Origin of the sequence: Cetobacterium sp. NK01 (genome assembly GCF_024506395.1) — a bacterium.
GTDB lineage: Bacteria > Fusobacteriota > Fusobacteriia > Fusobacteriales > Fusobacteriaceae > Cetobacterium_A > Cetobacterium_A somerae_A.
In genome coordinates this window covers 1,254,140-1,267,412 of sequence record NZ_JANIBO010000001.1, presented here as the reverse complement: position 1 = coordinate 1,267,412, position 13,273 = coordinate 1,254,140, and the positions used below count along the sequence as shown (strand labels likewise).

Annotated in this window: 9 protein-coding genes; 2 read left to right on the top strand and 7 right to left on the bottom strand. The window is 27.7% G+C overall.

Annotation, left to right across the window (positions count from 1 at the left end; translation table 11 throughout):
* Positions 1–10 precede the first annotated feature (10 nt).
* Both NON08_RS06285 and nagB read right to left on the bottom strand, forming a co-directional pair.
* Positions 11–1,855, bottom strand: a complete 1,845-nt coding sequence (locus tag NON08_RS06285) for a PTS mannitol transporter subunit IICBA (RefSeq protein ID WP_256690589.1) — start codon at positions 1,853–1,855, stop codon at positions 11–13.
* 170 nt (positions 1,856–2,025) lie between these two features.
* Entirely contained in the window at positions 2,026–2,841 is an 816-nt protein-coding gene (gene nagB, locus NON08_RS06280; protein WP_256690588.1) for a glucosamine-6-phosphate deaminase, read from the bottom strand.
* Positions 2,842–3,002: 161 nt separating this feature from the next.
* On the opposite strand from nagB, the gene NON08_RS06275 reads away from it, so the two are divergent.
* Together NON08_RS06275 and NON08_RS06270 are read left to right on the top strand one after the other, a co-directional pair.
* On the top strand, positions 3,003–4,754 hold the full coding sequence (locus tag NON08_RS06275; RefSeq protein WP_256691230.1) for a PTS sugar transporter subunit IIA: 1,752 nt from the start codon (positions 3,003–3,005) through the stop codon (positions 4,752–4,754).
* The gene (locus NON08_RS06270) at positions 4,744–6,852 is read left to right on the top strand and encodes a BglG family transcription antiterminator (protein WP_256690586.1); all 2,109 of its coding nucleotides are present in this window, start codon (positions 4,744–4,746) and stop codon (positions 6,850–6,852) included. Before NON08_RS06275 ends, NON08_RS06270 begins: the two co-directional genes overlap by 11 nt.
* Positions 6,853–6,874: 22 nt before the next feature.
* Here the strand turns inward: NON08_RS06270 and galU are convergent, their stop codons facing one another.
* From galU to NON08_RS06245, 5 genes are read right to left on the bottom strand one after another with little or no spacing between them, the layout of a single operon-like run.
* Positions 6,875–7,750 (bottom strand): UTP--glucose-1-phosphate uridylyltransferase GalU, encoded by an 876-nt coding sequence (gene galU, locus NON08_RS06265; protein WP_256690585.1) that lies wholly within the window; start codon positions 7,748–7,750, stop codon positions 6,875–6,877.
* On the bottom strand, positions 7,747–9,174 hold the full coding sequence (locus NON08_RS06260) for an oligosaccharide flippase family protein (protein ID WP_256690584.1): 1,428 nt from the start codon (positions 9,172–9,174) through the stop codon (positions 7,747–7,749). The genes galU and NON08_RS06260 overlap by 4 nt, the downstream gene beginning before the upstream one ends.
* The gene (locus NON08_RS06255) at positions 9,174–10,367 is read right to left on the bottom strand and encodes a glycosyltransferase family 4 protein (protein ID WP_256690583.1); all 1,194 of its coding nucleotides are present in this window, start codon (positions 10,365–10,367) and stop codon (positions 9,174–9,176) included. The genes NON08_RS06260 and NON08_RS06255 overlap by 1 nt, the downstream gene beginning before the upstream one ends.
* Positions 10,368–11,288: a hypothetical protein gene (locus NON08_RS06250; protein WP_256690582.1), complete on the bottom strand. Its 921-nt coding sequence runs from the start codon at positions 11,286–11,288 to the stop codon at positions 10,368–10,370.
* Positions 11,289–12,455: a nucleotide sugar dehydrogenase gene (locus NON08_RS06245; RefSeq protein WP_256690581.1), complete on the bottom strand. Its 1,167-nt coding sequence runs from the start codon at positions 12,453–12,455 to the stop codon at positions 11,289–11,291.
* Positions 12,456–13,273: the final 818 nt, after the last annotated feature.

The following is a 13,273-nucleotide window of genomic DNA, read 5'->3' as shown; positions in this document are numbered from 1 at the left end:
TATCCCTCCATTAAACATTAAATATCTTATATATTTTTTCAGCTTTTTTCTCATCTTTTAAAACTAAAACCTCATCTTCATCCTCAATTACATCTGCAATTTTAGAGATTATCTCCACATGTTCATCATTTTTTCCAGCTATTCCAATTAGGAAATATGCCTTGTTTCCATTTCCAAAATCTATTCCATTTGGATACTGTAAAATTACAATTCCAGATTTTAGTACCTTTTTTTTCCCTTCTACTGTCCCATGAGGAATAGCCACATAGTTTCCAATATACGTAGTTGAAACCTTCTCTCTCTCCTGCATATATTTCCCATAACCTTTTCCAACATAACCTAACTTCTCTAAGTGTGCTGCTACTTCATCAATAGCTTTCTCTTTACTAACACTCTCTAATCCTATTAAAACCCCATCTTTTCTTAAGATATCAGGATTTACACTACCTTTTTTAACTATTTTTTTCTCATTATTTTCAATTTCAATATGAACATCTTTAAATCTCTCTTTTAAATTTTCAACTAAATGATCATAAAACTTATGATTCATAAAGTTATCTATTGATATATGCATTGGTGAAGACACAGTTTTCTTCGCTCTCTCTGTTAAATCCTTATGAGTTATTACTATATCCATATCCTCTGTTAAATTTGAGATTGAACAGTTTGCAACCTCTATTGGTAAGTTAGCTGCTTCTATCTTCTTTCTTAAAACTCCAGCTCCCATAGCACTTGATCCCATTCCAGCATCACATGCAACTATTATTCTTGATATTGTTTCTAAGGTTTTACTTTCAGCTACAAAACTCTTTATAGATTTCATATCCTCTTCTATCTCTTTTGAACTTTTTAAAACTATTGCTGCTGTTACAAAAGTAACTGCCGTAGCTCCAACCACTGATAAAAGTACTGGTAACATCTCACCCTTTGGTGCTAAAGCCATTATTGCAAAGATACTTCCTGGTGATGGTGGTGCTACTAACCCTCCACCAAATAGAACATTTATAAATACCCCTGTCATTCCTCCAAATACTAGTGATACTATTAGCATTGGTTTCATTAAAATATATGGGAAGTAGATTTCGTGTATCCCTCCAAAGAAGTGTATTATAGCTGCTCCAGAAGCTGAATCTTTCGAAGCTCCCTTACCAAACATCATATAAGCTAAAAGTACTCCTAATCCTGGACCTGGATTTGCTTCAATTAGGAAGAATAGTGATTTTCCTGTTTCTGAAACTTGTTGAATTCCAAGTGGTCCAAATACGCCGTGATTTATAGCATTATTTAAAAATAGAACTTTTGCTGGCTCAACAACTAATGATGTTAATGGTAATAATCCCGCTTGAACTAGTCTATTTACTCCAACTCCAAGAAGTGTATTTAGCTGCTCTACCACTGGTCCTACACCATAGAAAAATATAACTGCTAGGATTAGTCCCACAATTCCTGCTGAGAAGTTATTTACTAACATCTCAAATCCTGACTTTATCTTTCCTTTCATCTTTTCATCAAACTTTTTAATTACATATCCACCAACTGGACCTGCAATCATAGCTCCTATAAACATAGGAATTGATGTTCCACAGATAACTCCCACAGTTGTTATAGCTCCTACAACTGCTCCTCTATCTCCTGCTATTAACTTTCCTCCGTTATACCCTATAAGTAGTGGAAGTATATATGTAATCATTGGTCCTACCATCTTTGCTAACTGCTCATTTGGAAACCAACCTGTTGGTATAAATAGTGCTGTTAAAAGTCCCCAAGCTATAAACACCCCAATGTTTGGCATAACCATTCCACTTAAGAATCTTCCAAAAGCTTGAACTCTCACTTTAAACTCTGAACTTTTCATTTTTTCTCCCTCCTGTTTCTCTTTGATCTTTCTGTCCCAATGATACTAAAAACCTTGAAAACCTTCAAAGTTCAATAGCTTCAAAGAAAATTTACCTCTTAAGTTTCAAAAAAAATGGAAATAAAAAAGCTACCAAAAATTGGTAGCTGAAAAATTCATATTTTTTTACTTTATTTAACACTATTTAAAAACTTCTCTGTATCTAAGTTATCCTTTTCTATATCTTTAAAATATCTATATGTTGAAACTTTTAGTTCACTACAAGCTTCCTCTGTTGCAACTATAATACCCTTTCTATGAAGTTGCAGAGCTGACACTGTCCACATATGGTTTATTCCACACTCAACAGCTTTATGTAAAGCAAGAGCTTTAGCATGAGTATCAACTAAAATCATAACCTCCTCTGAATCTAAAACTGTAGCAACTCCAACTGTCATTGCAACCTTTGGAACTCTATTTATATCCCCACCAAAAAATCTTGAGTTAGCTATAATTGTATCTTGAGTTAGCTCCTTATCTCTAGTTCTTGAACTTAAAGATGATCCTGGTTCATTGAAAGCTAAGTGCCCATCTGGCCCTATTCCTCCAACAAAAAGGTGAATCCCTCCAACTGACTTTATCTTTTCCTCATACCTTTTGGCTTCTGCTTTCAAATCTTCACAAAGTCCATTTAAAATATTTATATTCTCTTTAGGTATATTCACATGATTAAAAAAGTGCTCATGCATATAGTAGTGATAACTTTGCTCATCGTTAGGTCCTAATCCAACATACTCATCCATATTAAATGTAATTACATTTTCAAAAGAGATAACTCCCTCTTTATATAGCTCAACTAATCTTTTATACATCTTCTCTGGTGTACTTCCCGTAGGTAGTCCTAAAACAAATGGTTTCTCCTTTGTTGGATTAAACTCTTTTATCTTTTTCACTACATAAGCTGCTGCCCAATCTCCAATATTTGCTCCTGGAATTATTAATCTCATACAAACACCCCTTTTGAAATTTTATTACTTTTAACTTTAATTGATTTGAATTAAAATATCAAGGTTAAAACCTTTCACTTTTTTTTGAAATAAACAGTCACACTTTTTTTGAAGCAATATGTTAAAATATTTTATAATTTATTTGGAGGTAGCACATTTTGATGATTTATAAAATAGGAAATTTCTTTAGTAAACTTATTTTAAAAAATATATATCTATTTATAGCTCTTGGAATTATCCGTTGGAGCTTATATTATTTTCCAAACTTAGAGTTATATGGAACATATTTTGAAATCTATCTTTTACCTATGGCTCTTGCTTATAGTGCTGGAAACATTTTAGAAAAAAATGGAGGAGGTATTGTAGCTATTATCTCTATGAGCATATCTATATTTTTATATCCAGATTCCACTATTAATCAGGGGATTGTTGTGGGAGTTACATCTGGTTTTTTAATTAAATATCTAAATATATTTATAAAAAAATATGTGTACAGTGGTTTTCAAATGTTTCTTTTTAATTTTTTATACCCTCTAATTGCACTTATTACAGGTGAAGCTTTTTACTTTATTTTAAAGCATGCTAACTACTACCTTGAAACTATCTCTAAGTTTTTAATAGGAGTTGTTCAAAATATTTATGGCTTAATTATTCTTACACCTATTTTAGAGATTGGAAAAGTTTTCTTTTTCAATAACATTATAAACCATGGAATACTTTCTATTTTAGGTTTTAATGATCTGAGTGAAAAGGGAAAATCACTTCTTTTTCTACTAGAAACAAATCCTGGTCCTGGATTAGGAGTTCTTTTAGGACTACTTTTAATAAGATCTAGAACATCTCAAAGAGTAAATCTATTATCAAATATATTTGTTCAAGTTATTGGTGGAATACATGAGGTTTATTTCCCATATATTCTAAAAAATTTAAAGCTTCTTTGGGCTGTATCTCTAGGGGGACTAGTTGGTAATCTGATTTTTTATATTTTTAAAACTGGTCTTATAGGGGTGGCCTCTCCTGGAAGTATTTTAAATCTTATTCTACTTTCAAAGGATAGAGATTATATCTATATACTTTTGGGTTTTGGAGTTTCAACAGGAGTGTCATTTTTTATAACCTATATTATTTTGAAAAAACCTAAAGTAGAGACTACCTCTTTAAAAGTTAAAAAAGAGGTAGATGATATACCAGTACCTAATGTACAAAATATTAAAAAAATAGTTTTTCTATGTGATGCAGGAATGGGATCTAGTGCTATTGGAGCTAATATGTTAAAAACTATTTTTGAAAAAACTAAGTTTAAAGATATAGATATTACTAATAGTTATATAGGTGATAGCCTCTCTGAGGTTGATTTAATTATTACCCATGAAAAACTAAAAAATCGTGTAATTCAAGAGTATCCAAATATACCTAAACTTTATTTAGAGGATTTTTTAGATAAAGAGTTTTATATAGATAGATTTTTAAAAAATGAATGTTTAGAGATGAGGTTAAAACTCTCTTTAAAGTCTACTTCTAAATCTGAAGCTCTTAAAGCTTTAGGGGAGGATCTTGAAAACTTTGGTTTTGTTATGAGTGGTTATAAAGATAGTTTGGTAGAAAGGGAGATAACTTGCTCTACATATATTGGTAATGGTATAGCTATTCCTCACGGTTCACACTCATCTTTAAATCTCATTTGTAAAAATGGAGTGGTTATTCATCACTACCCATATGGAGTTGATTTTGAAAATGGTGAAAAGGTTTATATTTTAATTGGAATCACTATAAAAAATCAAAATCTTCGTTTAGATTATATAGCTAATATTATAAATAGTATTGAAGATGAGGAACTGATTGAAAACCTTATACTTTCAGATTGTGAAGAGGATTTTATAAAAGCGTTTAATGGAGGTATATATGTTAAATAAACGTTGTATTGAAATAATAAAATATTTAATTGATAATGATTTACAGCTTTCTTTAAAAGAGGCTGCTAGTTTTTTTAATATTAGTGAACGTAGTATTAGATATGATATTGATAATATAAACTACCACTTGGAAAAAAGTGGGTATATGGAGATTGAAAAACTTCAAAAGGGCATCTATTCAACAAAAGAGAGTGTTAAAAATCTAGAGCTTTTTTTAGAAGAGATACTACATAGATTCTATGTTTTCACCTCTGATGAAAGACGAGAGTTTTTAAAAATTAAATTTCTTTTTAGTGAAAATAATAGACTTTTAGAAATTGGTGAAGATTTAGATGTAAGTTTGAGCACTATAAAGTTAGATTTAAAAGAGGTTAAAACTTTCTTTGATACTAACTCTTTAGAGTTAAACTTTATCTCTAAACAGGGAGTAGTTTTAGAAGGAAAAGAGGAAAGTATAAGACAACTTCAGCTTAGATATATAACTAGATATGTAGAAATCTATAAAAATAGATATAGATCAAGATACCTTTCAGGTGGAACCTATGGTTTAAACTTTATAGCTGATACTATTATAGAAAGTTTAGACGATTCTATTTTAAGTTTAATTAAGTTCTTTATTAAAAGGATAGAAAAGAAACTTGATATTATAATATCTGATGAAGCTTTTAATATTTTAACATTCTATATAAATCTATGTATTGAAAGAATAAAAAGTAGTCACATTATTGATAACCGTCAACAAAATCGTGAGTTTTTATTAAAAACTAGTGAGTATAGTGTTATATCTCAAGAGATATGTCACCTTGAAAATGAGTTTTCTATAACTTTTAACGAAAGTGAAGTTTTAGTTTTAACAGAGTTATTTTTAGGAAGTCACTCATATAACTTTAACTCCTCTTTTTTAGAGAACTGGATTGAGTTAGAAACTACTGTAGTTGAGATTATTAAAATTATGGGATATCAACTAAATATGGATTTAACAGGAGATAAAACTCTTATAGATGGGCTGCTTAATCATTTAAAACCAGCTTACTATAGAATTAAAAACAATATCTCTTTGGAAAATCCAATAGCTAAAGAGGTGGAAACAACATATTTTGATCTTTACTCAACAGTTAAAAGAGTAAGCAAACCTATTTTAGAAAAATACCTTGGAAAAGATCTTCCAGAGGAGGAGATTGCATATATAACTCTACATTTTAAAACAGCTACAGATAGATATTTAAGTAGTAATAGAAAGACTAAAAATCTACTTTTAGTTTGTGGACTTGGATATGGAAGTTCAAAGATTTTAGCTCATAAGTTAACTGAGTTATATGATGTTAATATAATTGATACTATTCCATATCATAAGTTTTTAGAGTTAAAAAACTTTAAAGATGTAGATATTATAATATCTACAATGGATTTAGAATCACATTTAGATATACATGTACCTATAGTTAAAGTTCACCCAATACTTTCTAAAGAAAACAAGGAGAGACTTCTATCTCTAGGATTAAGTGAGCAAAAGAGAAAGGTATCTTTAAAAAGTGTTCTTGAAACAATTAAAGAGACTTGTAATATCTTAGATGAGGAAAAACTCTTAGCTGGACTAAAAAGAAATCTTAGAAACTTCTATATCAATGATTTTGAAGATAGGAAAAATCCAAATTTGAAAACTCTTTTAAATTTAAAATCTATCTCTTTTTCTGAAAGTGCAAGTAGTTGGGAGGAAGCTATTAAAAAGGCTGGAGCTATTTTAATGAAAAATGGTTCTGTTAATGAGGAGTATATTAAAGATATGATTGAGGTTATCAATAAAAATGGAAGTTATATGATTATGAATAACAAAATTGCCTTTCCTCATGCTAGAGCTAGTCAAGGGGTTTTTAAAACTGATATGAGTTTGGTACGTTTTGATACTCCAATAGAGTTTCCTGGAAATAAGATTGTTAGAGTTATTCTATGTTTTTCAAGTAAGGATAAAAAGGAACATATGGATGCTCTAAATGATTTTATAACTTTAATTGAACGAAAAAATATTCTAGATAAAATAGAGTACTCCACTCAAAGTGAGGTACTTCAAATAATAGATGAGTTTTATAAGGAAAGCTAGGCAACAGTTGCCTAGCTTTTCTCTACAAATTAATACTTTTTAAATACTCTTTTAAATCTTCACTAGTTTCACTATTACGTAATCCAAACTCTATATTAGCTTTTAATAATCCGATTTTATTTCCAATGTCATACCTTGTTCCATCAAAATTATAAGCTAAAACTTTTTTATTGTCATTTATCATAGCTAATATTCCATCTGTAAGTTGAATTTCTCCACCTGCACCTGGAGCAGTGTTTTCTAAGTATTGGAACACATCAGGAGTTAATAGATATCTTCCTAAACAAGCTTTTAATGATGGAGCTTCTTCTAACTTTGGTTTCTCTACAAAGTCACACATAACTACAGTTTTAGAATCTAAATCTTCCACTGGTTTTATAACTCCATATTTTGATACATCTTTTGGTTCAACCTCTTGAACTCCAATTATAGAGTGTCCGTACTCTTCATATTTCTCTATTAATTGCGCAGTTACCTCTTTCTCTGGATTATACATAATGTCATCTCCAAGAGCTATAACAAAAGGATCATCTCCTATAAAAGATTTTGCTTTTAGTATTGCGTGTCCAAGCCCCAATGGGTGATTTTGTCTAACATAGTATATATTTGCCATTCCATGAATAGTTTCTACTTTTTCTAAAAGTTCATCCTTTCCATGTCTCGCTAGCGTATTTTCTAGCTCATAAGAGTGATCAAAGTGATCCTCTATAGAATTTTTATTTCTTCCAGTTACAATTAGTATATCTTCTATTCCTGATTCTACTAACTCCTCTACTATATATTGTAGCGATGGCTTATCAACGATAACTAACATCTCCTTAGGCTGTGCTTTTGTTGCAGGTAAAACTCTAGTTCCTAATCCTGCTGCAGGTATAACTGCTTTAGTTACTTTTTTCATTCTTTTCTCCTCTCTTTACTTTTTATAAATTCTATATAAATTTCATTAATTATTTCTTTATAAAAATATAAAGTTAATATTAATAACACGCATCCATAAATATAACCTTGAAAATTTGATAAATTAAATGATAAATATATTGAATAGAACAAAAGTAATATACTTAAAATCACAAACTTTTTTATATTGTATTTACAATCAAAAGATTTCTTAGAAAAATATGTTCTCAATAAAAAAAATAGAAAAAATGATGTTCCTGTTGAGATTGCAGCACCAATAGCTCCTAAAATAGGAACTAATAAATAATTTCCAATTAAATTAACTATTGTTATCATTACCGATATTATTAAGTGATATTTTGTTTTCTTTTTAAAATTTATTCCTACAACTGTAACTTCAGAAACGGTATTCATTATAGGCATAAAAATTAAAACAGGAAATATTTTCACAGCATCTTCGAATTTTTTACCTAATATCAATATTAAAAGATCCTTTCCTAAGAGAATACAAATACCAACAATTAACATTGCAAAAGATATCAATTTAAATATTTTTTGAAAAAATTCTATATTTTCTTTTTCTTTTTCATATTTTTCAAAAGAAACTGGAATCCAAAATGTATTAAAACCACTTTGAATAATATTTAATAATGCTATTATTTTAAAGGCTGCTGCATATAACCCCAACTCCTCCAAATTACTATAGTATTTTATAAATAGTTTATCTGCTGATTGAAAAAGCCAGCTTACAACAACAGTTATTGCAATAGGATAGCTATATTCTAATAACTCTTTGTACTTTACTTTAGTTTTATTTTCAAAAGAAAACCACATTTTTTTTTCAAAAAATATAGAAACTACAGCTGTTATCATAGTTGAACCTATTAAAGATAATACTAAAACTTTATAATTATCTCCATATATTTTATATATTACTAAAATTAATATAAAATTTCCTATCTGATTTAACACTTGAATAAACGAATATAACTTACCTTTTTGTTGCATTCTTACCGCTAAATTTGAAAATCTATTTAAAATTGAAAATAATAATCCTATAAATATATAAAATATTAAAACTCTTGAATTTTCATTATCAAATATAATCTTTACTAAAAAAATTCTAAAAGTCCATAAAATTGGTAGTAAAATAATTAATATCCCCATTGGAAGTTTGAGCGATTTTTTTAATAATGCACTTTTAGCATTAAATGTATCTTCTTCATAAAAAAATCTAACAAATCCTTGATCTAATCCTAACATAACAACAAACATCAGTATATTTATTGTTAAACTATACATTGAAAAAATTCCATATTCTTCAGGCGAAATCATTCTGGTTATTATTGGAGTTGTCAATAATCCTATTAATAAACTTATATATCCTCCAATAGAAAATGAAAGAAATTTCTTTAATAAGCTCATTATATCTCCTTCATAATTTCAATAAAATTATTATAATAATATTTCTTATTATGCTTTTCTGCATTCTTTCTTGCTTCTTTTCCCATTTCCAAAGATTTATTTTTATTCATTACAAAGTCATTCATAGCTTCATATATTTTTTCAATTATCTCTGTATCTCTTTTTATTATTATTGAAGTATTTTTATTTGCTAATTCCGGTATTCCTCCACTATCCGTTAAAATAACAGGCATTCCAGATGCCTGTGCTTCTAAAACTACTAAACCTGCTGGCTCTTCCCACATAGATGGAACTATAGCTACGTCTGCAATACTATGGTACCTTGCCACATTATCTCTATCAATAAATCCTGTAAAAATTATTTTATCCTTTAAATCAACAGCTAATTCCTCTAGTTCTATTTGAAATTTATTTTTTATATTGCTTCCATACCAACTACTTCCTAATACCAGCAATTTTACACTTTTATCAGTTATATTTTTAAATGCCTTCAACAACTCTTTTATACCTTTTTCTTGTGTCAATCTTCCGCTATATAGAAATACAAAATCTTTTTCACTTATGTTTAATTGTTCTCTTAATTTTGATCTATATACGATATTTTTCTCTTTATTAAATAAATCTGTATCAGTACAATTTATCAATGTTTTTGTTTTAGTATCATTTTTATTTATTGTATACACACATTTTTTTATATAATCACTTACAGTTAAAATTCCATCACAGTTATTATAGACTTCATCAGCTAAAGGATTTTTTATATTTAAATAATCGTTATGTAAATGTAAATATAACTTATCCTTTGTAATTTTTTTTAAATAGTTGATATATGGACTTCTATTTTCTACTATTATTTTATCATAATTATTTTCTTGGACTATTTTTTTTAGTTGAAATAAATAGTCATAATTTTCTATATTTTGAAATCTTTGTAGTTTTATCTTTTTTAATATTCTATCAAACAATCCTAATAATTTTGTTATTTTATTATTTCTTTTTATAAAATAAAAGTTAGTTTTTTTATATTTTTTTGATTTTTCAAAAGATTTTTTATCATAATAACTTATTAAATCAATATCTAACTTCTTCTCTACTTCATTCTCATCAATAATATATTCAACTAATGTTTCTACCGCTCCACCTTTAGTTACTGGAACTGGAAGAACACCTGCTGTTATAAATAATATCTTCATTTATTCTTCTCCTTCAAGTTTATCCCACAAATTATAATAATCAAAAACAGCTTTTAGTTGAATATTATTTTGATTTTCGTTAACATTAACTTTACAAAGAGCAATATCTTGTCCATCTTCTAAATTAATAAATTTTTTATGAAACTCTTTAGTTAATTTTATTTTTTTGCACTTAACTCCATTTTTTAATGTCATAGCTTTAAACCATATATCATCTGCCCTAGGAGCTAACTTCATAAATTGAGATTCATCTAAAATTTCTTTATCAAAACATTTAGGCGGATACAAAACTCCTCCTATTCCTGTAGGTAATGTTAAAAAGGTTTTTTCTTCACCTTGATAATCACCTATCCAATTATCATAAGTATTAATTTTTCTTTTTTTATCAAAAGTCATTTTATGTCCTCTATAAAAATATACACATTCTTTATCTTTTAAATATTCTATATACATATTCTCAAGAAAATCATATGGATAAATAACATCATCATCAACCGTTATCACTATTTGATTTGGATATTTTTTTAAAGTTGGAATAAGCTTTTTATATGACTTTAAATCTTTACAAAACCCTATTTCTAAACCTTTTTTTTGTAGTCTCTTTAACATCTCTGGAATACTATTCTCATTAAATTCATCCTCTGCTAACCAAAGAATTATCTTATTCGGCATAATAGTTTGTCTAAAAAGACTTTCAATTGTCAAATGAACGTCATAAATTCTTTTATTGTAAGTTGTTAAAGAAACTATTATTTGAGGTTCTTTTGTCTCTTCATAGCTGAGAATATTTTTAAAATTATTTTCTAAAATAGCTTTCTCATAATCTATAGTTAATAAATTTTGTTTTATTTTCTGATCAATACTATAAATATTTCTCAATATTGTTTTTAATTTTTTCAGCTTTAAGTAAAGATTTTTCATCTAATCTCTCCCATATAAATCCCTTGTATATATTTTATCTTCTACATCTTTTAACTCATCACTAACTCTATTCGTAACAATAATATCACTTATAGATTTAAACTCTTCAAAGTCCCTTATAACTTTTGAGTTAAAGAAACTTTCCTCTTTTAATACAGGCTCATATATAACTACTTCTACCCCTTTAGCCTTTAATCTTTTCATAACTCCTTGAATAGATGAAGCGCGGAAGTTATCAGAGTTTGTTTTCATAGTTAATCTATATATCCCAACAACCTTTGGCTCTCTTTTTAAAATAGAGTCTGCTATATGGTCCTTTCTTGTTGTATTCGCATCAACTATAGCTCCAATTAGATTATTTGGTACATCTGCATAATTTGCACGTAATTGTTTTGTATCTTTGGGTAAGCAATATCCTCCATAACCAAATGATGGATTGTTGTAATGATTTCCTATTCTTGGATCAAGACTTACTCCTTCTATTATATCTTTTGTATTTAATTCTCTAAGTTCTGCATAAGTATCTAACTCATTAAAATATGCTACTCTTAGCGCTAAATATGTGTTTGAAAATAGTTTTACAGCTTCTGCCTCTGTACTATTCATATAAAGAATTTTAGCATCTTTTTTTATACTACCTTTTAATAATAACTTTGCAAATATTTTTGCTTTTTCTGATTTTTCTCCAACAATTATTCTACTTGGATATAAATTGTCGTAGAGAGCCTTTCCTTCTCTTAAGAATTCTGGTGAAAATATTATATTATGTATTTTAAACTCTTTTTTTATTTTATCTGTATAACCCACTGGTACTGTTGATTTTATTATCATCGTAGCATTAGGGTTAATTGATAAGACATCTTTTATAACCTCCTCAACACTACTTGTATTAAAGTAATTTTTTTCTGGATCATAATCTGTAGGTGTTGCTATTACTACAAATTCTGCTCCTTTATATGCTTCTTCTTTAACTAAAGTTGCTTTCAAGTTAAGTTCTTTAGTACACAAATATTCACTAATTTCTTTATCAACTATCGGTGAAATTTTCTTATTTATCATTTCAACTTTTTCATCTATTATATCTAAGGCTATAACCTCATTATTTTGTGCTAATAATATGGCATTAGATAGCCCTACATATCCTGTTCCCACTATAGCTATTCTCATTTTTTCTTGTATAATAAATATATATAAATACTTATTTATACATCCTCCTTTTTTTAATTTTTTATTTAAACTTATTGTACAATTCTATTATTAAAATTATGAATTTTTATTCTTCTTTATTAAGCTTTCAGCTACTTTTTAAGGAGATTTAGTATTAAGTTAAGTTTTTAAACAAAATTTTACAAATTGTGCAGTTTATTTTTGATAATTAGTTAGAGATAAATAACTTAGTTTTTTCTAAATATGATTATATATACCAGTCTTCTATATGTTTAAATAAATTTTTTTGTTTCTTCAAAAGTCTTTAGTTTACTTTAGTCAATTAACTCTTTTTTCAAAACCAAATAAAAAACCTCGACAGGCATTATCATAAGAATTACCCTTTCTTGATAGCACCTAAGCTTTTAATCTTAGCTATGTATCCTTACTAGTATATTGATACAACTTGTTAAATTATTTTTCGAAAGAGTTTTTTAAAGGATATCTGTTATCATTGTCGTTGAGTTATTTCAACTTTTGATTTTATTTATGCATAAATCTATAAGTGAAGCTAAATATGTCAAATCAAAATTTTTTATGTAAACATATATAGTATACCCTACTATTTTCTCATTTGATGAGACATTAGTAACCCATATATTTTAGAATTTTTCCCATAAATTCTTTTAATTTGAGAAAATAATAATTCGCATCTCTCTTGAATTTTGGTAATAGTTTTATTAAAATTATAACAGTAAATAGCTTTACTAATTTTAAATATTTTTTCTTAGCTACATTTATTTTTTAACTATTTGATAAGGTCAGTTATCTTAGTATCA

Excerpts from the sequence above, each read along its gene's own strand:
- NON08_RS06255 (WP_256690583.1), bottom strand. The coding sequence starts at position 10,367 with ATGAAGATATTATTTATAACAGCAGGTGTTCTTCCAGTTCCAGTAACT.
- galU (WP_256690585.1), bottom strand. The coding sequence starts at position 7,750 with ATGAAAAAAGTAACTAAAGCAGTTATACCTGCAGCAGGATTAGGAACT.
- NON08_RS06285 (WP_256690589.1), bottom strand. The coding sequence starts at position 1,855 with ATGAAAAGTTCAGAGTTTAAAGTGAGAGTTCAAGCTTTTGGAAGATTC.
- NON08_RS06245 (WP_256690581.1), bottom strand. The coding sequence starts at position 12,455 with ATGAGAATAGCTATAGTGGGAACAGGATATGTAGGGCTATCTAATGCC.
- NON08_RS06260 (WP_256690584.1), bottom strand. The coding sequence starts at position 9,174 with ATGAGCTTATTAAAGAAATTTCTTTCATTTTCTATTGGAGGATATATA.
- NON08_RS06250 (WP_256690582.1), bottom strand. The coding sequence starts at position 11,288 with ATGAAAAATCTTTACTTAAAGCTGAAAAAATTAAAAACAATATTGAGA.
- nagB (WP_256690588.1), bottom strand. The coding sequence starts at position 2,841 with ATGAGATTAATAATTCCAGGAGCAAATATTGGAGATTGGGCAGCAGCT.
- NON08_RS06270 (WP_256690586.1), top strand. The coding sequence starts at position 4,744 with ATGTTAAATAAACGTTGTATTGAAATAATAAAATATTTAATTGATAAT.
- NON08_RS06275 (WP_256691230.1), top strand. The coding sequence starts at position 3,003 with ATGATTTATAAAATAGGAAATTTCTTTAGTAAACTTATTTTAAAAAAT.